Origin of the sequence: Cohnella sp. 56, from assembly GCF_037963805.1 — a bacterium.
Classification (GTDB): Bacteria; Bacillota; Bacilli; order Paenibacillales; family Paenibacillaceae; genus Cohnella.
In genome coordinates this window covers 108,262-130,176 of sequence record NZ_JAZDQE010000016.1, presented here as the reverse complement: position 1 = coordinate 130,176, position 21,915 = coordinate 108,262, and the positions used below count along the sequence as shown (strand labels likewise).

Genomic DNA, 21,915 nt, shown 5'->3' with positions numbered 1-21,915 from the left:
TGCTGGAGGAGGTCATGACATGGAATTGGGACTAAGAGGCAAGACCGCGCTCATCACGGGCGGGAGCAAGGGCATCGGACTGCACACGGCGCTGTTGCTCGCGGAGGAAGGCGCCAATATCGTCATCGTCGCCCGCGGGGCGGACGATCTGGAGAAGGCTGAGGCGCTGATCAAGGAGAAGACGGGGCATGAGGCGCTCGCGATCGTCGCCGACGTCACGAGCGACAGCGATGTGGCTTATGCGGCGGTCAAGGCGGCGGAGCGCTTCGGCGGCATCGACATTCTGGTCAACAATGCGGGCACGTCCAGCGCTGCGCCGTTCGAGCAGGTCGATCCGTCCGTATGGCGTGACGATCTGGATCTGAAGCTGTTCGGCGCGATCCGGTTCACGCAGGCGGCGCTGCCGTACCTGAAGCAGAGCGGCGCAGGCGCCATCGTCAACGTCACGGCCGCCTTCGCCAAGACGCCGGGCGCCGCCTCGCTGCCGACCTCCGTCAGCCGCGCCGCCGGACTGGCGCTGACCAAGGCGCTGAGCCGCGACCTGGCGGCGGACGGCATACGCGTCAACACGGTCTGCATCGGGCTCATCCGCAGCAGCCAGATCGAGGCCAAGTGGCAGCGCGAAGCGCCCGATGTCCCTTGGGAGGAATACGCCCGCGATCCGAGGCACAACATCCCGCTCGGACGCATCGGCGATACCGAGGAGGCGGCGCGTGTAATCGCGTTCCTCGTATCCGGCGCAGCCTCCTATGTCTCCGGCACCTCGGTCAACATCGACGGCGGCGCGGCGCCGGCGCTATGACCTATACAAAAGCAGGACCGGGCAATTCGCCTCGGTCCTGTCTCGTTTTTGGATGCCAGTCTAATGCTCTTGTCCGTTCAATGCCTCGATTTCCGCTGCCGATAATCCCGTAACTTCGGCAATCAAGGAGACGGACAGTCCCTTGCGGAGCAGATTGAGGGCCACTTCTGTACGGCCTGCTTCCCGACCTTCTTCTTTGCCCCGCAGCTCCGCCTCATGCAGCGCGGACTGCTCGTCCAGCAGCGCCTTTTTGCGCATCTCGTACAGCATTCTCGCTTCCTTGTTCTGGCTCAGAAAATCGAGCGTCGTCATCGCTTTCTTCAGGCCCGGCGTATCCATCGCCAATTCCTCCCATCTACTCTTCGGTGCACCGTCAATAAACAACAGCCATTTGACCAGCCGGTCGTTCAAGCTTCCGCCTGCATGCTTCAGCTTCGGCAGCTCCATGAAGTGGATTTCCAGATCGTCGATCAGCTTCTCTCCGGTATGATCCTCGCGCAGATGATAGGTGTTGTGGAACCGACCGTTCGGGATCTGATTGAACGTTAAAATATTAATCGTAATAACTTTTTTCAAGTCGCGGTAAAATTGCCCCTCCGTGAGCTGCTCCTCGTACATTTTAGCTGCATAATAGAGGCTTCGCTTGGGCATATCGTATTTGTTCGTCACCTGAATCTCCAGGTTGACCTGCTTGCCGTCTTCATTAACGGCACGTACGTCCAGCACCGCCTTTTTGTCGGACAGCGCGTCTTTGTCGAGCTCCGGATTGAGCAGCGTGAGGCCGACGAACGGCTTCGGCTCCGTCTCTCGCAGCGCCTCGTTCAAGAAGTTGAGCAATACTTCGTCCTTGTTGTCTTCGCTGCCGAATATTTGCTTGAATACAAAGTCTACCGTAGGCTCCAGCAAATCGGTCATCGTCTCAGCTCCAAAGGACTTGCGCAAAGCGCGCTATTTTTATGGCTATTATACCATGCGATCGGCCCGAGAAGGGAGTGGCGGCGGGAGACTTGAGGTGGGGGGGGAGCGGCGGCAGCGGACATACGCGTCAGAACCGCCGGGAGCCTTGCCCGACGGTTCGAGACCTGCTATATGCATCACTTGATGCCGGTCATCTTGATCCCTTCCACCAGATACCGCTGCGCGATGAAGAAGAGGATGAATGTCGGCATGGCGGCGATGACCGCGGCGGCCAGCACGATGTTCCACGGCGTGAAGTAGCCGCCGCCCACCAGATGGGCCAGCTCCTGCTGCACGACCCGCAGCTTCTCGTTCTGCGTGATGATGAGCGGCCACAGGTACGAATTCCAGTTGGCGAGGAAAAATCCGATCGTCAGCGGCACGATAATCGGCACGGACAGCGGGAAGGCGATCTTGAAGAACGTGCCGGCCAGACTCAGTCCCTCAATATACGCCGCCTCCTCCAGCTCCCGCGGGAAATCGCGGTAGAACTGCCGGAACAGGAAGATGCCGTAGGCGTTGAAGATCGACGGCACGATCAGGCCGAGGTACGAGTTGGCGAGCCCCAGGTCCTTGGTGATCAGGTACAGCGGCAGCATGATGATGGAGAATGGGACCATGAGCGTGCTCAGCATCCAGGCGAATACGAGCGAGCGGCCGGGGAACCGGAGCCGGGCGAGCGCATAGCCGGACATCGCGTGGAAGATCATCGCGACGACGGTGACGACGGTCGACACGAACAGCGAGTTCACGATCGCCCGCGGCAAATGGGACTGCGTCCAGGCCGTCGTGAAGTTCGACCACTCCCACTCGGACGGCAGCAGCCGGAAGTCGAACACATGCGTCTCCGAGCGGAGCGAGCCGATCGCCATGGTATAGATCGGGAACAGCATGAGGAGGCCGAGCAGGATGCCGACGGTTGGCAGCGTCAGCCGTTTGACTGCGAGCATGGGATGGCACCTCCTATTTCTTGGACGACAATAGCCTCAGTTGGAATAGGGACAATACGAAGATGATGAGGAACAGGACGAACGACAGCGCGGACGCATAGCCCATGTTCAGCAGCTCGAAGGCTTGTTTAAAAATATAGAGAACGCTCACTTCGGTCGAATTCATCGGACCGCCCTGGGTCATGACGAGAATCTGGTCCAGCGACTGGAAGGAGCCGATCGTAGTCACGATCAGAATGAAGGTGCTCGTCTCCTTGAGCAGCGGCAGCGTAATGTGCCAAAACGCGCGAAAGCCTCTGGCGCCGTCGATCGCGGCGGCCTCGTAATAATCGGCGGGAATCTCCTTCATCGCCGACAGGAAAATAATCATGTTGTAGCCGATATTGATCCACAAGATGACGCCGATAATGCTGAACAGCGCCTGCGAGGTCGAAGCGAGGAACGGCTGCGCACCGCCGCCGAGCCGCTCGAGCAGGGCGTTGACGATGCCGAAGCGCGGGTCGAGCATGAACATGCCGATGATGGCCGAGATGATCGAGGTGATGGCAAAAGGCATCAGAAACATCGTACGGACGATGCCGGACGCCCGGCCGCGGATCGCGTGGAGCAGCAGCGCGGACAGCAGCGACAGCATGAACAGCAGCGGTACGTACACGACGCTGAACAGCAGCGTCCTGCGGACGGACTGCCACCACTGCGCATCGCCGAACAGCTCCCGGTAATTCGCCCAGCCGGCGAACGACTTGGGCGTCAGCGCATTCCAGTCGAACAGGCTGACATAAAAAGCGTAAGCGATCGGCAAAAAAACGAAAACGAGCAGTCCGATCATGTTCGGCAGCAGCAGACCGTAGGCGGTGAGCCACTCGCTGCGCGCCCTGGAGCCGGTTTTTCTGGATGTCATGCGGTTCCCTCCCGTCGGGACGAGCGGGCCGGGGTGCCGCCCAAGCGAACCCCGGCCCCGCTCCCGATATCAGCGCCCGCCGATGCGAGCGTTACTTGGACGCCTTCTGAAGCGCGTCATTGATGAGCGGATCTGCAGCCGCGGCGGCCTTCGCGCCGTCGTACTTGCCGTACATGACCTGCTGCATCGCATCGCCGACGACGTCCAGCACCTCGGACGGGTAGCGCGGCTCCGGAATGGCGGAGTTGTAGATTTCGTCCGTGAATACCTTCCGCATGCCCTTGCTGTAAATGTCTTTGCCCGCTTCGACGACGGATTGGCGCGGAGAGTAGGCGAACTTCACTTCCGTGCACCACTTCAGCGCGCGCTGCGGGTCGCCCGCGAACGCCCACATGACGAACTTGGCGGCTTCCTCGACGTTGGCGCTCTTGCCGTTGACGGCGAACTTCCAGCCGCCCGCGTCAGTGGCCGCCTGGCCGCCTTCGGGGATCGGCAGCGGCGCGACGTTGATCGGCACGTCCTTGAACACTTCCTCCGCCCGGTTGATCGCCCAGGTGCCGACGATTTGCATCGCCGCTTCCTTTTTGCCCAGATGGTCGATCTCCCAAGGTCCGGCCTGCAGCTTCTTCGGCGACAGCCCTTCCCGGAAGAAGCGTCCCCAGAAGTCGAGCGCCTTCGCCGTCTCGGGAGAATTGAAGGCCGACTTCGTGCCGTCCTCGCTCAGCACGCTGCCGCCCTGCTGCCAGAGGAACGGGTACCAGATAAAGTTGAAGTACGGCCCCTTGTCGGGCGGCAGGACGAGCCCCGCCACCTTGCCCTTGGTCAGCGTCTTGGCGGCCGCGTACAATTCGTCCCACGTCTTCGGAACCGCGACGTTCGCTTCCTTCAGCATGTCCTCGTTGTAGTAGAGGCCGAGCAGCTCGAGCTCGAATGGCAGCGCCATTATCTTGTTGTCCACCGTGACCGCGTCGAGCGAGGCCGGCAGGAAGTCTTCCTTGGCGCCCTCGGGGAAGTACGGCGACAGATCCGCCATGAGTCCGGACTTGGCGAACTTCATGAAGTCGCCCGGGCTGATCATATAAATGTCCGGGCCTTCGCCGGACGCGAACGCCGTCGGCAGCTTCGTCGTCGTGTAGTCGCCTTGATTGAAGGTCGAATATTCGATCTCGACGCGGTCCTGCGTCCGGTTGTATTCGTCCACCAGCGATTTGAAAAACTTCTCTTCGGCTTCGGTATGGAAATCGTAAAACTTCAGCTTGATTTTTTTGCCGCCGTTCGCCGGCGCGGAAGCTTGCGCCGCGGAGCCGGCGGAACCGGAACTGGCAGCGCTTGCAGATTGGTCGCTTTTGTTCGGGCCGCTGCCGCATGCCGCCGTCAATCCGAGCAGCATCGCCGCGGCGCCCACCCCGGCGCTTTTCAACAGTTTGTTCATCGCGTATGACCCCCTCAATAGATTCGACCCAAGTGTAATCCACTTGGGCCGGGGTCCATAACGGGAAATATTTAAGAAGGGTGGACTATTTTAAGGCGCGTTCTGAAGCTCCGCCCGGATGCGCTGGTCCGCCCGGTCCACGATCTGCTGCGGCGTCTGCTCGCCGAACAGCAGGTCCAGCAGGGAGTCGGAAAAGATGCGGTTGACGTTCTCCGACAGCTGCGGCTCGGCGCGTTCGGTGCCGTAGATCCGGTCGGTGAACACCCGGCGCAGCCCTTGGCGGTAGTCCTGCGAGCCGGCCGACATGACCGAGTTGCGCGGCGAGTACGCGAACTTCGTCTCGCTCACCCACTTGAGCGGGATATCGGGATTGCCCGCGAACGCCCACATGATGAACTTCGCCGCCGCCTCCGCATGCGCGCTCTGCCGGTTGGCGGCGATCTTCCAGCCGCCGGATATCGTGAGCGGACTGCCGCCTGCGGGTACGGGCAGCGGCACGACGCCGATCGGCTGATCGGCGAACTCGGTCTCGAGCATGCGGATGTTCCACGAGCCGCTGACCTGCATGGCCGTCTCTCCGCTGGCGAGGATGCCGATGTCGGTCGTCGGCCGGGATGGGCGCAAATTGATCAGGCCCTCATCCGCCATCTGCCGGAAAAAAGCGTACATCTTCACGGCGCCCGTGCCTGCGAGCGCGGGCCTGTGACCGTCCTCCGACAGCAGATCACCTCCCGTCTGCCACAGAAACGGCAGCCACGAGAAGTTCTGAAACACGCCGTCGTACGTCTCGATCGTCAGTCCGCTCACCGTATCGGTCTTGAGCAGCTTGGCCGCGCGCCGCATATCCTCCCAGGTCGCGGGCGGGGCCAGGTCATGTTCTTCGAACATGCGTTTGTTGTAAAAAAGGCCGAGCAGCTCCGTCTCGAACGGCACCGCGTATATGCTGCTGCCGACCGAGGCGGAGTCGAGCGCCACGGGATTGAAGTCCTCGCGGATGTGCGGGGTGAACTTGTCCGTCAGCGGGTACAGGAAATCCGCTTCGGCGAAGCGCCGGATCGTAGCCGACGATACGAAAAAAATGTCCGGCCCCTGGCCGGTGGCGAGCGCGGACAGCAGCCGCGTATTGGAGAAGTAATCGTCGCTCGAGACGTATTCGACGCGAATGTCGATATCGGGATGCTCCCGCTCGTAGGCGGCGGCCAGCCATCGCCAGAAGTCGTACTCCATCGCCTGGTGAAAGGACCAGAGCCGCAGCACCGTCTTGTCCCCTGCCGTTCCGGCGTCCGGCGCCTCCAGCAGCTTCCCGACATCGGGCCCGTCGGACGCGGGGACGCCGCCGCAGCCGCAGACGGCCGCGAGCAGCATCGAGAGAGAGGCGGCTGCGCCGAACATACGCAAGGCATGCTTCATGCCCTTACTCCTCCTTGGGGTCGAAAAACTGGCGGTACTCGGCCGGCGTCGCGCCGACGTGGCGCTTGAACAGGCGGGAAAAATATTTGACATCCTGATAGCCGACAAGCTTGCTGATCTCGTACAGCCGCAGCTCCGAGCTCATCATCAGCTGCTTGGCCCGGTCGATGCGCAGGCGCGTCAAATAGTCGATGAAGTTGTCCCCGGTCTCCTGCTTGAAAAAGGAGCTGAAGTAGCCGCCGCTCATGCGCACATGCTGGGCGACGTCCTCGAGCGAGATGTCCTTGTCCGCATTGTCGCGGATGAACGCGATCGCGCGCTCGATCGCCCGCTCGCTCTTGTGCGCGCGATGCCACTCGAGCGCGCGGATCGAGGCCGCGATCAGTTCGCGCATGAACGCATCGTATTCCTCGGCCGTGAATTCTCGGCGGAACATCTCCTGCGGCCGGCTCACCTCCCGCAGCACGGTGTCCTGCAGACGGCTCTCGTAGATGATCCGGCAGACGGAGGACAGCAGCTGGAGTCCGAATCGCTGGAACAGCGCGAACGACGCCTGCCCCGCCCTGATCCGCTCCAGGAAGCCTGCGAGCGCCGCCGCCGCGGCCGCCGGATCGCAGGCGCGGACCGCGCGGCACAATGCCTCGTCCAGCTCGGTCGGATAGCCGACCGACCGCTCGTCCGCAAGCGCCGCATCCTCGTAGCTGCAGACGAGCCCTTCGCCGTAGATCCACTTGTTGCGCAGCGCTTCCTCCGCCTGCGCGTACAGGCGCGGCAGCTCGCCGAAGCACGGTACGCTCCCGCTGAGGCCGACCGAGATCGAGATCTTGACCCATCTGCGCACCGCGTCGATCAGCCGGTGGGCCATGCCCCGCCCGCAGGCCGGTCCCGCGACCAGATAGTGAAGGCGGCTGCCGCCAGCGAACAGGAACACGACCCGCAGCTCCTCGCCGGCCGCCAGATCCTGCACGATGTTGCGGACGGCGAACGCGACGAGCTGCCGGTCGCCCCAATGATCCTCCGTGATCAGCTCGTCGAAGCGGTCGATCTCGATCGTCATGATCTGGCAGCGGTCCGTGCCGCGCGGGAGCAGCGCCTCCAGCTCCTCGGCGTATGCCGCCGCTTCCTCGTCTCCCGTCAGCCACCCTTTCCACCACTTCGAAAAGTTCAGCGCAGCTCCGCCCGAATCCGCATCCTGCGCACGGCTCTTGCACACCGGCTTCAGCCGCTCCAGCATGCTCTTGATCTCGGGCGGCTTGACCGGCTTCAGCAAATAGTCGAACGCGCCGAACTTCACCGCCGTCTGCGCGTACTCGAAGTAGCCGTAGCCCGACAAAATCACGACATGGACCGGGTACTCCTTTAAGGCGCTCAGCAGGTCGAGGCCGTTCATATGCGGCATTCGAATATCGGTGATAACCAGGTCCGGCTTTTCCTTTTTGACCAGCTCGATCGCCTCGAGTCCGTTCTTGGCCTCCCCCGCTACCGTCCACTCGGGATCGAGCGCCGGGATGAGCGCCCTGAGGCCCTTCCGCACGCGCGGCTCGTCGTCGACTACGATCGCTCGATACATCGATGCTCCTCCTTCCTCATCTTCTCTTGGGCATCGCAATCTCTACCGTCGTGCCTTCGCCGTATACCGAGGAGATGACGACGCCGTATCTCGCGCCGAATTCCAGCTTCAGCCGGTCGTCCAGATTGTAGATGCCGATGCCCCGGCTTCTGCGGCGCACGATGTCCTGCAGCCGGTCCGCAGGGATGCCGGCGCCGTTGTCCGCGATCCGGACACGGATCGCCTCTCCCTCGGCATCGTCCGCGATCGTCACGGCGATACGGCCGCCCTCCTCGATATGCTCCATGCCGTGAAGGATGGCATTCTCCAGATACGGCTGCAGGAACAGCCGCGGCACCTTGCAGCCGAGCAGCCGCTCGTCCGTGTCGAACACGATCTCGAACCGGTCCTCGTATCTCATCTTCTGCAAATAGGCATAGTCGGACGCCCACTTCAGCTCCTCGCCCAGCGCCACCCACTGCTCGCCCGGCCGGATCGCATAGCGCATAATGTCGCTCAGCGCCGCGATCATCTCGCTGATGTCGGGCTGTCCCCGCTCGATCGCCAGCCAGTTGATCGTATCGAGCGAGTTGTAGACGAAGTGCGGGTTGATCTGCGCCTGCAGCGCCCGCACCTCCGCCTCCTTCTCCTTGTCCGAGATCGCGCGCACCTCGTTGATCAGATCCGCGATCCGTCCCCGCATGCTGTTGAACGACGACTGCAGCAGCCCGATCTCGTCCGCCGACGTCGCCGATTGGCGATGATCCAGATTGTCCTTGTGAATCTGCTTCATCGCGAGCGCCATCTGCCTGACCGGTCTCGTGATATAGCGTGAGGTCAGCCAGGCGAGCAGGCAGAGCGAGCCGCAGAACACGGCCAGCGTGACGAGCAGAAACTGGCGCAAATCGCGCGACTGCTCGTTCAGATCGCGCTGCGGGATGAGCGAGAGATAATACCAGCCGTTATAGTCCGACTGCACGAAGCTGACGCGGTACAAGTCCCCGTTCAGCCGCTGCATCGTGGACCGCTGCTTGTACTTCATCAGGTCCTTGTAGAACGGGATGTCGGCGAGCCGGACGCCGTAGGCGTCCGGATTGCGATGCCACAGCACCTGTCCCGCGCCGTCCGCGAGCATCAGCATGCCGTGCGGACTGACGTCGACCTCGCGGACCTGGCGGTCGAGCGCCGATATTTTGACGTTCATGTAGATGGTGCCGAGCGTCTGCATCACGTCGGTGACGTCCTTGAGCTGCATCCCGATGAGGAAGTATTGCGTCTTCTGGGGCAAATACCGGTTGGCGGGCAGCTCGTACGTCGGCAGCCAGACCGCCCTCCCGCCTCCCAGCTCGGCCGATTGCCGCCATTCGGGATGCCGGCGGTACTGTTCGACGAAGAAGCCTGAGCCCTTGAAGTCCGCAAAATAAGATTGCCCGCCCGCGGTATATAAATAAACCGAGTCGAGATCCTCCTTGCCCCGGAGAAAGTTGCGTAAAAAACGGTTGACCGTTCCTTCCGTGCCCGCCCGCTCCTGTCCGCGGCCGAGCGCGCTTAAGCCCGCGATCAGCTCTTCGTTGTCGTAGATCGACTTGAGCTGCGCTTCGTATTCGCGCAGCGTCTGATCGACATTCTGCTTGACGAGGCTCAGCACCTGGGCGGATTCCTGATCCGTCCGCTGAAGGACGAACCGGTTCGAGCTGCCGCTGAACGAATAGCCGAACAGCAGCAGCGGGATGAGCACGAACAGTACGAGCAGCAGGATCATCTTGCGCTGCAGCGTCCACTTGAACGGTCCTCTCCTCATGCCCCTCCGCCGACGCGCCGGCTCGAATCCCGCACCACGAGCTTCGGTATCAGCTTCACCGCGCGCTGGCCGGACACCTCGCCCTGCAGGCGGGCCATGAGCACCTGCGCCGCCTGCCTGCCGATCTCCTCCTGCTGCATCGCCACCGACGTCAGCTTGGGATGCACCCTGGAGGCGATGTCGAGATTGTCCATGCCGACGACGGCGATGTCTTGCGGTATGCGCAATCCCGCCTCCTCGCAAGCCTGCATGACGCCGATCGCCATCAGATCGTTCGCCGCCACGATCGCCTCCGGACGCGCCGGCCCGGACAGCCAGCGCCTGGCGGCGGCATAGCCGCCCTTCTCCGTATAATCGGACTCCGCGACGAAGCCGTCATCAACCGCCAGGCCCGCCTCCTCCATTGCCTCGCGGTAGCCGCAGAAGCGCTGGTAGCCGGTCTGTTCGCTCAGGCTCCCGCCCACGTATGCGATGTTGCGGTTGCCCTGCTCGATCAGATGCACGGTTGCAATCCGGATGCCCTCGAACGTGTCGACGTACACGTAGTCGAACCGGTCGCGGCCGTGCGGGGACGTGTAATTGTTGGTGAGCACGACGGGCGCGCCCAGCTTGTTGATCGCTCCGATGTTGTCCTCCGAGAAGTTGAACGATACGAGGATCATGCCGTCCGCGACCTTCTCCCGCAGATTCTGGATCGCCTTCAGCTCCTCCTTGAGACTGTGCTTCGTGTAGAACAGAATCATCAGATAGCCGTGCGCCTCGAGCACCTGATTGATGCCGTTGATCATGTCGAAGTAGAACGGATTGCAAATGTCGGGCACGGCGAACAGAATCTTGTTCGTCACGCCCATCTTCAGCATCTTGGCCGCATTGTCCGGCGCATAGTTCAGTTCCTTGGCCGCCGCCACGATCTTGGCCTTCGTCTTCGGCCCGCAATACCCTCTGCCCGACAGGGCGCGGGAGACGGTCGAAGGCGATACGCCGACCCGCTCCGCAATATGGTATATCGTATGCTTGTCCATCATAGCCCTCCGATCGGACGCTGCGTGATCGGATACGTCCTTGGATATTAGTCTAAAATAGTCGGCGGCGATATGCAATCGATTCCACAAAATTATCGGGCAGGCGTAGATACAGAGGAGAATAACGACTGAAGTCTATCCTGCAACAGTGCAGGATAGCGCCGCGTTTGAAAGAGTCGCGGGCTTGCTGGCGCGCAACGAGGTTGGGCACATCACCACGCCATTCAGTCTCAACGCCGGTATCCAGCCTGCACTTTTGCGCGGTGTCCTCGAGCGTATACCATCATGGGTTAAATAGACGCATAAAGGGCCGCCCAAGGCAGCCCTCTGTCGCGCTATGACTTAGATAACCTCGCGCTCGTCGTTGCCCGGCAGCGCCGGGTGCGGCGCATGCGGCTCGGACTGGTACCAGAACGCCGTCGAAGCGATGTCGCTCTGCTGCGACAGGTAGCGGCCGCCGGAGCGCCAGCCCAGATCCTGGATGGTCACCTTGAGGTCGTTCTCGAAACGGATCGGGTCCATCACATGCCAGCGGTACATGCCGAACCGCTGCTGGCTCTGATACAGTCCGTCCGGCTTGATTGCCTGATGCATGCCGAGATAGGCCGTGGAGTAAGTGCGGTACGTGCCTTGCGGCTGCTCCCAGTTCCAGGCGCCGCCGAAGTAGTCCTCGGTGCCCGTCCCGCAGATCGTCGGAAACTCGCGGTCGCCGTCCATGTAGAACTTGATCTCGCCTTCGCCCCACCAGCCCGTGTTGTTCACTTGCCAGGCCAGGTAGGTGCCGACGTAATGGCCCTTGCCCTTGACGCCGTCGAGGATCGTGTGCACGTCCTTGTAGGCGACCGGATTGCTGCGGCGCCACTGCGCGTGGAAGTAGGCCGCGTCGTCCGGCACCTCGGTCAGCGTATAGTCGATCTGGTAGTAGAGCACGGCCTTGTCTTCGTTCGTGTTCTCCATCGTGAAGCGCGCGGACTTGCGGAACGGCATCTGCCAGTAGCTGTTGAAGCCGCCGGCCGGATTGACCGCGATCGGCAGCGAGTTGACATCGGCCCGCTCCTGCCAGCCATTGCAGAAGAAGTCGCATACCGGCACTTCGACGGACGGCTGCTCCTCGTCGTCCCAATAGATGCGGAAGATCATATTGCGCCACTGCTTCGGGAAGCAGGTCAGCCAAATATGCTGAATGTTGCCCGGGCCCTGGATCTCGCCCATGACGAACTCGACGCCCGGCTCGATCATGACGGAGGGAGATACCTTCCACCCGATGCCCAGATCGCGCGCGCATTTCTCGCCCGTCCCCGTCGCCGCCATGGCGCCCTTGCCCTTTTCCCCTGTGAAGTTCTCCGGACTGATCGACCGCGTCACCGCGTTCGACAGCCGCGCCAGGTTGCCCAATCCCAGATCCAATCCGTTAAATGCGTTCATCGTTCATGTCCCCTTTATCATTGAATTGTGAAGAATTGTGAAAATACGATGTCGTCACGCGTAGTAGACTGCAAGCTCCGACACTGCGGTAAACGCGTCCTCGCCCCCCGGCTTGCCGACGATGCGGATGCCGTCGCCCGCGATCTCGTCGAAGGCGAACGTATACGTCTGCCCGCCCGCCTCCGCGCTCCCCGGGTAAGCCGGCGCGACGCTCGCGCCCTTAACGTCGACCCAGGCGAAGTTTTGCCGCACCTGCACCCGGATATCCTCGAACCATCCGCCGCCAGGCGCAGTATCGCCGTTTGTGAATACGAGCTTGTTCATCCGGTACGTCCTGGGCCATACATAGCCCCACCAATCCTCGGTCTTGCGCTCTCCGGTATAGCTGTCCGCGCCTTCGTCCTGCCCGCCGTCGGCGAGCAGCGCCAATCTCCCGCCGCCCATCGTGCGCGCGTAGGGCGCGACGCCAGGTGAGACGGCGTCGAGCGCCAGATTGTCCGCGCGCTTCGCATTGCCCGGCTTCGACTTCTCGTACGGCGTTACCTTCAACTTGCGGAGAGAGAAGTCGTAATTTTTGACCCCGCCGACGAATGTGTTCGCATTCAGCCACATCTCGCGGCCGTCCGCGCTGATGAACTTGGACGGGATGACGGTGGCATAGCCGCCGTTGTTCGCCTGCGTCCACGGATATTCGCCGAAGTCCGCCGAGTAGAAGCGCCGCCAGGGCCCCCAAGGCTTCGGCGCCTCGTAAAACTCGAAGGTAAACTCGGTCCACGACGTGTACAGATAGCGATCAAGCGGCTTGTCGTATACGATGCTGCCCTGCGAGATGACGGACATATCGCCGAGCCCTTCCGTCAGCCGGTCCGTGTATACCCGCCGGTCGTCCTGCAGCACGGGCCTGCGCCCCCCGATGTCGCCGGGCTTCGTCCACTTCGCCTTGCCTCGCAGATCGCCTGCGTAATACTCCCAGCCCGCTGCGTCCTGGATGCGGTCCTTCGGCATGCGCGCCAGATACAGCCTGGTCGGATCGGTCACCTTGTCGTTGAAGGAATCGCGCCAGTTGTAGTCCAGCCCGTAGGCGTACACATAATCGTCGAACGTGTTGTTAGCGCCGTCCTTGCCGTAGTCCAGGAACATGATCGTCGTAAACGTATGATCCTTGAACATCGGGGCGCCGGCGCCCGCCGTCCAGGTCTTGCCTTTGTCCGCGGACTTGTAGATCGTCGCAGCCGGCGCTTCGTTGAAAATGTCGCCGCTGTCGCCGTCCTTGCTCAGATCCTGCACCGCCATGTACAGGTCGCCGTTCACGGAGACGATGCCCGTCGGCTTGCGGTTGTACAGCGCCGGATCGGACCCTACCGGACCGATGCCGTCTCCCGCGGCCAGCCGTTCGCCGTCCAGGCTCCGGTCCCAGGGCGAGCCCGTCACCCTGTTGACGACGATGTCGGCAAATTCGCCGCCGTAGTCGAAGCCCGCCCCGTCGCCGTTGGGCACGTAGAGGGCGTCGTCGTCGGACCAGGCCGCGGGCCACAGGTCGCCGTCGCTGAACGTCGTATAAGACGAGGCCGGCTCGACCTCCACCGTCGCGAAGAAGGTGCTCTCCTCCGGGATGACGGGACCGGACGCTTCGGACGCAGGAGGGTCTCCGTTCTGGCAGGCGCCGAGCAGCAGGGCGATCCCCAGGAGCGCGGGCGATATTCGCTTGGGTATTCCGATCAGCATTCGCTTGCTCCTCCTACAATTCGATGCCGTATCTCCGCTTCAGCTCGCCGCCAAGACGGTCGCGGATGCGCAGATATGCCTCCGCCGCAGCGCCGTTGCCCCAGTCGAAGATCGTGAAGCTGCCCATCCCGAGGCCTCCCGGCCCCGTCTCGCCGCCATGCCCGTAATTTTCCATCATGAAGCCGTAGTCTTCCTCGCCGAAATAGGGAAACGCCGCCTCCCACTGCCGCTTCGTCTTCGGATTTTCCGGGCCGTACATCATGACGAACGAAGCCTTGAGCGCGGCGACGCCCCGCTCTATATATTCCTCGCGCCCGAGCGCCATGCCGTAGACGAGGATCAGCTCCGCGAACAGGCTCTGCCGCGCGTCGTTCCATTCCCCGTCGGCGTTCATGACGCCGAAGCCGCCGAGCGCCTCGACATAGATGTAGGGCGGCTGCCAGGAAGCCTGCGTCATGAGCAGCTCGTCGAGGCAGCGTTCGCCCGCCAGCAGGTACCGCCGCTCGCCCGTCGTCCGGTAGCTTGCGTACAGCGCTTCGGCCGTCCAGAACATCGACAGATTGCACTGCTTGAACATGCCGTTGCGGGCGACCCGCCTGCCCGGCAGCTCGTCCGCGCCGTAGGGACAGCAGGACCAGTACGTCTCGAAGTCCTCCCAGCGGCCCGTCGGCACGATGTCCGCGAGCACGGCGTCCATCGCCCTGAGCGCGGCTTGCCGGTACGACGGATCGGACACCGCGTCCGCCAGCGCCAGCAGAAATGTGACGGACATCGACGTCTCCGGCGATTGCGCCAGCTCCGGCAGCGGACGCAGCGTGTGCTGCTCCAGCCATGCCGGGAAGTAGCCGTCCGCGTCCTGAAGCGCGAGCAGTGCGTCCGCATACGACCGCACGTACGCGAGCAGCCGCCCGTCGGGCTCCAGCTCCTCGTGCCATCGCACCATGAGCAGCGCGGTCCAGCTCATATCGAGCATATGGTACGGCGCTTGCCGGATCGTGCCGCCGCGCGTCCAGGGGAACAGCGGATTGCGATTCGAGTTGCCCCAGAACGCCTCGTCCCAGCCCTGGGAGCGGTTGACCGGGACGCCGTCGATTAAGGTCCGCTCCATCTCGGTCGCCAGCACGGACGGGAACAGTCCGCCCCGCTGCGGCGCGGACAGCGCCAGCTCCTTGGCGAGCTGCGCCCGTCGCAGCAGCGTCTCGTCGCCGGTGCTGCGGGCGCGGCGGTACATGCCCTGCGCCGACCGCAGCGAGCTGAACCACGCCTGATTCCAGATCGAGCGCGGCTCCCGTTCGCTGTACGGCCCCGGGTAGTTCGGACTCTGGCTTGCGTCGACGATGAAGACGCAGGCGCCGACCTGCCGCCCGTTCAGCTCGAACTGCTGCCAGACGGCATCCTGCCAGTGCGCGAACGCCCAGTCGTAGATGCGCTCGACATAGCGCTCCGGCGGCGCAGTCTCCGGGGCGCCCGCGCGATACAGCGGGGAGCCCCACCGCCGCCAGAGGAAGTCGAGTGCGGGCCGCCACGGATCGGCCCTGACCGCTTCATCCTCGAGCGTCATCAGGTAGAAGCCGATCCGTACCTGGCCAGCGGGGTAGACGGCGCCCGGCTCGCGGACGAACAGCACATGCTCCTCCGGACGGCTCGCGCTCATGCCGAGCGTCAGCGTATTGCGCGGCGCGTCGAGGTCCATGTACCATCTGGCCGGGCTGTCCGCGGTCAGCAGGTCGAGGTCCGGGATCAGGATCAGCGTGCGAGCCGTATCCTGCACGATCAGCGCGGGCGAGCGAAAGCAGTGCTGGTCGATGATGTGACGGTCCGTCGGCGTCAGATGCGGCGCCCAATGAAATGTCGGCTCGAACGCCGGCGTCAGGCGCAGCTGCCAATCGTCCTGACGAACCTCCTCGTCGAGCGCGAAGGAAACGGTGCAGCGCAGCAGGCCGGCTTCGATCCTGACGAGCTCGATGGCGGGCGCCTTGCCGCCCAGCAGGTCGAGATGCAGCTGCGAGACGAACGCTTCCGGGAGATGGTTCACTGACACTCCTCCTTGACGGCGGCTCTCCGTGTCAACGCAGGCGGCCTTTGCCGCCTCCTATCGCGTTGCCGCCGTCACGACTTCGTTTTATAATTAAAATTGCTTTAATATGATAACGATTACACAGCCGATCATACCAGAATATATTTGCTGTCGCCTTATATAACCTTGTCATTATTTATCCAAAATTGCTTTTTCGGAGGCGCAGGATGAATCCCTCAATTGAAGCTCGCCGCGGGCTGCTCCGCCAGCTCTCGCCCCACGTTCGCGTGGCATTGGATCACCGGGAGCCCCGGATGCGGCTGAAGCCGCGCATCATATTCGACTACGAGCTGCTGTATTTGGAAAAAGGCGAATTGACGCTCCGCATCGAACAGGACGTATACAAAATCGTCCCCGGCGACATCGTGCTGTTCAAGCCCGGCAAGGAGCACGAGATTCTCGGGTCGGCCGGCGAATGCCGGATGCCGCATATTCATTTCGACCTCATGTACGACGGGCAGTCCGAAGCGGTGCCGGTCAACTTCAAGCCGCTGCGAGAGTGCTCCCCCGACGAGGTCCGGCTCATCCGTCCCGATCTGCTCGGCGACGTCCTGCATATGCCCGACATCTTGCGGATCGGCAATCATGGCGAGATTCTCCATCAGCTGCTGAAGCTGATCCACGCCTACGACCGGCGGGACGAAGCGTTCATCGTGCTGCAAAAATCGCTGGTGCTGTCCATAGTTCATCAATTGATCAAGGGGCTGGAGGCAAAGCACAACGCCCGTCTGACGCTGCATGAGAAAGCGCTCGAGCGGACCGTGACGCATATCGTGGACCATTACAACCGCGAGGTCAATCTGGACGAGCTGTCGCGGGTCGCCTGCCTCAGCGTGTATCATTTTTCTCGGCTGTTCAAGGAGAGGTTCGGCCTGTCCCCTCACCAATTCCAGATCCGGCGGCGCATCGAGAAGGCCAAGGAATACATGCTCTACAGCTCCCGCTCGCTCACCTCGATTGCGGAGGAGGTCGGGTACGGGAGCGTGTACGCCTTCAGCAAGGCGTTCAAGCAAGCGGAGGGTGTGTCGCCGCGCCAGTTCATCCGGTCGTTCTCGGGGGGATGACGCGGAGGGCGGCGGTTGGGAGACTGACTGGAGGGATGACGCGGAGGGCGGCGGTTGGGAGACTGATTGGAGGGATGACGCGGAAGGCGGCGGTTGGGAGACTGACTGAAGGGATGACGCGGAAGGCGGCGGTTGGGAGACTGACTGGAGGGATGACGCGGAAGGCGGCGGTTGGGAGACTGACTGGAGGGATGACGCGGAAGGCGGCGGTTGGGAGACTGACTGGAGGGATGACGCGGAAGGCGGCGGTTGGGAGACTGACTGGAGGTTGGCGGTATAAATAACTGCAGATTTGCATTTATTGACCCCAATTGCTCGAGCCCCGGCACAAATAAATGCAAAAATGCAGTTAATACATCGCAAATCGACGCAAACGCGGAGAAATAGTTGAAATAACTGTTGATTTGCAGCTATTTTTTATGACAAGCCTGGATGGGGAAAAATAGATGTATATTTGCAGTTATTGCAAATTCAACTTCAACTTCAACTTCATGCGTAGCGAAGCACCCAATCTTTGATTTGCGATGCCACGCGTGCGACATCGGCCTCTGTCGTATCGATCGTCGGCATAGGCGGATTGAAGTCCTTGTCGGCGATCTCAAGCAAGGCCTGGGCAAACCTTTTATGCTCCTGTATCCTGTCTTCTGACCAATCTCTCGCACGCAGACGTTTTTCGCGCGTCTCGTCGCCGCAGTGCAAGTTCACATAATATACGTGACTGAAACAAGCAAAGTCCGCGCATTTCTCGACATCCCACGGCATCATCGTTCCGCATAAAATCGTCATGCGTCCGCTCTGCGCCACATCCCGGGCCACACGCAGCCAAATATTCCGTATTTCCTCCCACTCGTGCCCCACGAACGCAATCAATTGATCGGAATCGAATACATTGAATTCCGGCATGATGGCGCGCAATTGCTGCACGACATGCGTTTTTCCCGATCCGCTGGCGCCCGTCACTATAAATAAGGGCATTTTGTTTTCCATGTCCACCCCTCCTAAAATCAGCATAATCATTTAACAGACCAATGCAAGGTTTAAACCAATGCAAGGTTTAAAAAAGCTCGCCGGGTCCGGACGGACCTGGCGAGCTTCTTCAGTGCATCAGCGCATGCCCAGCAGCTTGTAGATTACGGTCGCCGCCTGCGCGCGCGTCGCCCGCGCCTGCGGGGCGAAGGTGCCGTCCGCGAAGCCGTTGATCAGGCCGGCCCGGGCCAGCGCGTCGACCGCGTCCTGCGCGTAGGCGGAGACGGCGGCCCGTTCGGCGAAGACCGGACCGGCGCTGGCGGCGGTGACGGCGGTGACGGCGGTGACGGCGGTGACGGTCCGCCCTTGCAGGGCGATCGCGCGGGCCAGCATCACCGCCATGTCCTCGCGGGTGATGCTATCGCCGGCGCCGAAGGTGCCGTCGCCCCGGCCCTGCGCGATGCCGAGCTTGGCGCCGGCAGCCACGGCGCCGTAATACCATGCGCCGGGCGCGACGTCGCCGAAGTCCGCCGTCGCCGATGCGTCCTGCAGGTCCAGCGCATTCAGCAGCAGCTGCAGGAACTCGGCGCGGGTGACCGCACGGCCGGGCGCGTACAAGCCCTCGCCCGTGCCGCTGACGATCTGCCGCGCTGCCAGCGACTCGATCATGTCCTGCGCCCATGCGGCCCCGCCGAGATCGGCGAAGGAGACATCCGCATAGCCGACGGCATAGCGGCTGAAGTGCTGCGGCTCGAACGCGATCTTCCCGCTCGCGGCGTCATACGCGGCGCGCTTCACGGGCTGCAGCTTGCCGTCGGCCGCGACCGCGTAGACGACGATCTTGCCCGGCTGCTCGCCGGCCGCCGGATCGTAGTCGAACGATACGCGCACAGCGCCTGACGAGCCGAAGGAGACCGGCTGTACGCCGTCCACCGCGAGATTCAGATCGTATGCCGGACGGCCGCCGATCTTGGCGCGGACATCCGCCGGCAGCCCGGAGACATCCGCCTTGGCGACAGTCAGCTCGAGCTGACTGGCAGCCGCCGAGATCAGGCCGGCGGAGGCGTCCGTCCTCAGCGTGACGGCCGCGCCGCCTGCGGTGACGACGAGCTCGCGCACCTTGTCCGCCGCTCCGGCTATCTCCTGCAGCGGCAGCACAAGCTTGAGCGCGCCCTTCGCGGCAGCTGCGCCGTCGATCGCGATCGAGAGCTTGCCGCCCTTGACGCCCGCGATCGCCTGCTTCAATGCATCCGCGCTCAGGCTCACCGTCGCATTGCCGTCGGCATCGGGCTTCGCCGTCACGGCGATGGCGCCCGCCGTCACCTGCTCCGCACCGCCACCCGCCGTGCCGCCGGGGCTCGGATTGCCGCCGGTGACGCCCGTATCCGCCGCCAGCGTCGTCGCGCTCACGCTAAGGCCCGTACTCCACTTGCCCGCTTCGTTCGCGGCCTTGACCGTGAACGTATAGCTCGTGCCCGCCGTCAGGCCGGTCAACTGGTAGACCGTCGACGCCACGCTCGTCTCGCCGAGCAGCTTGTCGCCGACGTAGACCGCATAGGCGACCGTCGGCGAATCGCCCGCCGCCGTCGCCGGCCAGCTCAGCTTCAGGCCGGTCTGCGCGATCTCGCTCGCGGTCAGCGCAGCGCCCTCCGGCCACTGCGGCGCAGCCGGTCCGACGGCCGGCTTCACCGTGACGACCGCGACCGCCGCGTAGCCGCCCTGGGCGGTCGTCGCCGAGATGACCGCCGAGCCCTCGGCGACGCCGGTCACGACGCCGGAGGCGGACACTGTCGCCACGCCCGCACGATGCGACGTCCACAGCACGCGCTTGTCGTCGGCGTCGTCAGGCGTCACCGCAGCCGTCAGCGTCGCAGACTCGCCGACCTCAAGCGACAGCTCGTCGCGGTCGAGGCTGATCCCGGTCGGCTTCACCGGCTCCAGCACCGTCACGGTGCGGACGGCCGAGCCCGTGTTGTGACCCGAATCGGTCGCGCTGTACGTGATCTCGTAGGTGCCAGCCTTGCTCGTGTCCACGCTGCCCGTCACGACGAGCTTGCGCGTGATGTCCCCGTCGATGTCGTCCTGCGCCGTCGCGCCGGCATCCGTGAATAGGCCGCCCTGCTTGAGCCGGATGTCCGCGTCGCCGTTCAGCGTCACGACGGGCGCGACCGCGTCGGCCTCGATCAGGCTGTAGTCGTCCAGCTGAATCCAGGTGTCCCCGTTCGGCCAGAAGCCGGTGAACACGGTGACGGACGTATTGTCGCCCGAATTAAAGCGCACCGTCTGCTTCGTATAGCCGTCCAGCCGCCCGAACTTCGCTTCCTTGAGCGGCGCCGTACCGGTGCCCGCCCGGACGCCGAAGTAGCCGTCCTGGTTGCTCGCGCCCGTCCGAATGAAGCCGGAGAGCTCATACTCCGTATTCGGCTTGACCTGCACGACCTGCTTCATCCCTTGCCAGTTCGCCGTGCCGCGCATGAAGGCGTTGTTTTTCCCTTCGCGGGAGAAGCCCGTGCCCCGGTCGATGCCGCCGTTCCCGCCTTCGAGCACCCACGGCGCCGCGATCTGGGCCGTCGTCTGGTTCTCGAACGAAGGATCGCTCATCAGATTGACGGGAGGCGTCCCGAGTTCCAGCGTGGAATGCATGAGAAATACGTTGTACGGCACCCACTGCGACATGAGGAAGTACAGGTCCTTGCCCTGGAGACTCCACGGATGGATGAATGCGCCGTAGAGCGCGGGGTACTCCTCGCCCGTGGCAATCTCCGATTCGCCGGACCAGCCCCCGGTCAGCTCCGAGGAGCTGCGAAGCGCGATCGCGGCGCGGTCCTCGTTCAGGTACGTCATGATGTACTTGTCGTAATAGCTGTTGTAGGCGACGGACAGCTCGCCCACCGGTCCCTCGACGATGCGTACAGCGGCCGCTTCGTCGCCCGCGGTCCAGTCCGCGCCGTTCCAGTATTCGTACTTCGTCCCGTCCAGCATGTCGGCCTCGGCGACGCGCGCCAGATAGATGCCGTCGAACCGGCCCGCCGGCGTGCCGAACATATAGACGCAGCCGCCGTCCTTGAGGAAGGCCGCCTGACCGAACTTGCTCGCGGACGGCCACTTCACGCCCGAATTCGTCCACGTCTGCCCTTCGTCGTCCGAATAGGCGAGCTCGCTGAAGTTGATGTTCCAGCGCCCGTTCGCGCCCCAATTTCTGATCTGCATATAATGGATATAATGTCTGTCTCCCACCGATACGCCGGCAGTCGGGATCGTCGTGAAGTCGCCGCTGCCGCTCGTATTGTGCGCCGAATGGATGAGCTCCCTGGCATAGCCCGGCGTGGCCGGGTCCGCGATCATCTTCGTAAATGCAAGCCCGTCGGACAAGTCCGCATCCTCGGAGATACCCATGACATTGCCCCGCCAGCCGCCGCCCCCGCCGCCGTTGCCGCTCCAGTCGTCGAACGAATCGCCGAACAGCACCATCACCTTCGGGTGCGCCGGATCGGTCGTGGCGTCCCATGTGATGCCCAGATCCGTGCCGCCGAGCGCATAGTTCGCCTTCGTCTCGTTCGGATTCGGGAGCGTCTCGCCCGCCGGCGTCGCCCCCGTAACTCTGGCGATCTTCGTCGCCTTCGTGCCGATCAGCTGGTAGGCCGAGGAATCCGCCGGCAAGACCGGCGAGACGCCCCCGCCCGCAGGCTCGCCCGCCATAGCCGCCGGCAGCGGTGCGGCGACCGACGCCGCCAGCAGCAGCCCCGCGAGCGATGCGGACAATATTTTCGACTTGCCTTTAAGTATCCGGTTCATATCCAATCCTCCCATGACCATGAGTTAGGAATGCACGTT

15 protein-coding genes are annotated in these 21,915 nt (G+C 62.9%); 2 read left to right on the top strand and 13 right to left on the bottom strand.

Annotated elements, in window-relative coordinates:
* Nucleotides 1-19 precede the first annotated feature (19 nt).
* Nucleotides 20-802, top strand: coding sequence for an SDR family NAD(P)-dependent oxidoreductase (locus VQ071_RS23675; protein ID WP_340516711.1), 783 nt, complete (start codon nucleotides 20-22; stop codon nucleotides 800-802).
* A 60-nt stretch (nucleotides 803-862) separates the two neighbouring features.
* Here VQ071_RS23675 and VQ071_RS23670 read toward each other — a convergent pair whose 3' ends face one another.
* The 11 genes from VQ071_RS23670 to VQ071_RS23620 all read right to left on the bottom strand — a co-directional run bounded on the left by VQ071_RS23670 (nucleotide 863) and on the right by VQ071_RS23620 (nucleotide 16,009).
* On the bottom strand, nucleotides 863-1,717 hold the full coding sequence (locus VQ071_RS23670; protein WP_340516710.1) for an Rpn family recombination-promoting nuclease/putative transposase: 855 nt from the start codon (nucleotides 1,715-1,717) through the stop codon (nucleotides 863-865).
* Nucleotides 1,718-1,896: 179 nt separating this feature from the next.
* Nucleotides 1,897-2,709, bottom strand: coding sequence for a carbohydrate ABC transporter permease (locus VQ071_RS23665; RefSeq protein ID WP_340516709.1), 813 nt, complete (start codon nucleotides 2,707-2,709; stop codon nucleotides 1,897-1,899).
* A gap of 13 nt (nucleotides 2,710-2,722) precedes the next feature.
* Entirely contained in the window at nucleotides 2,723-3,610 is an 888-nt protein-coding gene (locus VQ071_RS23660) for a carbohydrate ABC transporter permease (protein WP_340516708.1), read from the bottom strand.
* 91 nt (nucleotides 3,611-3,701) lie between these two features.
* The gene (locus VQ071_RS23655) at nucleotides 3,702-5,042 is read right to left on the bottom strand and encodes an ABC transporter substrate-binding protein (protein WP_340516707.1); all 1,341 of its coding nucleotides are present in this window, start codon (nucleotides 5,040-5,042) and stop codon (nucleotides 3,702-3,704) included.
* Between the two features lie 90 nt (nucleotides 5,043-5,132).
* Nucleotides 5,133-6,452 (bottom strand): ABC transporter substrate-binding protein, encoded by a 1,320-nt coding sequence (locus tag VQ071_RS23650; RefSeq protein WP_340516706.1) that lies wholly within the window; start codon nucleotides 6,450-6,452, stop codon nucleotides 5,133-5,135.
* Between the two features lie 4 nt (nucleotides 6,453-6,456).
* Complete coding sequence (locus VQ071_RS23645; protein WP_340516705.1) at nucleotides 6,457-8,022, bottom strand: response regulator transcription factor; 1,566 nt, start codon at nucleotides 8,020-8,022, stop codon at nucleotides 6,457-6,459.
* Between the two features lie 16 nt (nucleotides 8,023-8,038).
* Entirely contained in the window at nucleotides 8,039-9,802 is a 1,764-nt protein-coding gene (locus VQ071_RS23640; protein ID WP_340516704.1) for a cache domain-containing sensor histidine kinase, read from the bottom strand.
* A complete protein-coding gene (locus VQ071_RS23635; protein WP_340516703.1) occupies nucleotides 9,799-10,824 on the bottom strand; it encodes a LacI family DNA-binding transcriptional regulator in 1,026 nt (341 codons plus the stop codon). The genes VQ071_RS23640 and VQ071_RS23635 overlap by 4 nt, the downstream gene beginning before the upstream one ends.
* Nucleotides 10,825-11,166: 342 nt before the next feature.
* Nucleotides 11,167-12,249, bottom strand: coding sequence for a glycoside hydrolase family 172 protein (locus tag VQ071_RS23630; RefSeq protein ID WP_340516702.1), 1,083 nt, complete (start codon nucleotides 12,247-12,249; stop codon nucleotides 11,167-11,169).
* A 54-nt stretch (nucleotides 12,250-12,303) separates the two neighbouring features.
* A complete protein-coding gene (locus tag VQ071_RS23625) occupies nucleotides 12,304-13,974 on the bottom strand; it encodes a DUF4185 domain-containing protein (RefSeq protein WP_340516701.1) in 1,671 nt (556 codons plus the stop codon).
* A gap of 13 nt (nucleotides 13,975-13,987) precedes the next feature.
* Nucleotides 13,988-16,009: a hypothetical protein gene (locus VQ071_RS23620; protein WP_340516700.1), complete on the bottom strand. Its 2,022-nt coding sequence runs from the start codon at nucleotides 16,007-16,009 to the stop codon at nucleotides 13,988-13,990.
* A gap of 209 nt (nucleotides 16,010-16,218) precedes the next feature.
* Here VQ071_RS23620 and VQ071_RS23615 point away from each other — a divergent pair, with 209 nt between their 5' ends.
* Nucleotides 16,219-17,115, top strand: coding sequence for a helix-turn-helix domain-containing protein (locus VQ071_RS23615; RefSeq protein ID WP_340516699.1), 897 nt, complete (start codon nucleotides 16,219-16,221; stop codon nucleotides 17,113-17,115).
* Between the two features lie 489 nt (nucleotides 17,116-17,604).
* Here the strand turns inward: VQ071_RS23615 and VQ071_RS23610 are convergent, their stop codons facing one another.
* Nucleotides 17,605-18,102, bottom strand: coding sequence for an AAA family ATPase (locus VQ071_RS23610; RefSeq protein WP_340516698.1), 498 nt, complete (start codon nucleotides 18,100-18,102; stop codon nucleotides 17,605-17,607).
* A gap of 117 nt (nucleotides 18,103-18,219) precedes the next feature.
* Entirely contained in the window at nucleotides 18,220-21,876 is a 3,657-nt protein-coding gene (locus VQ071_RS23605; protein WP_340516697.1) for a DUF4185 domain-containing protein, read from the bottom strand.
* Between the last annotated feature and the right edge of the window lie 39 nt (nucleotides 21,877-21,915).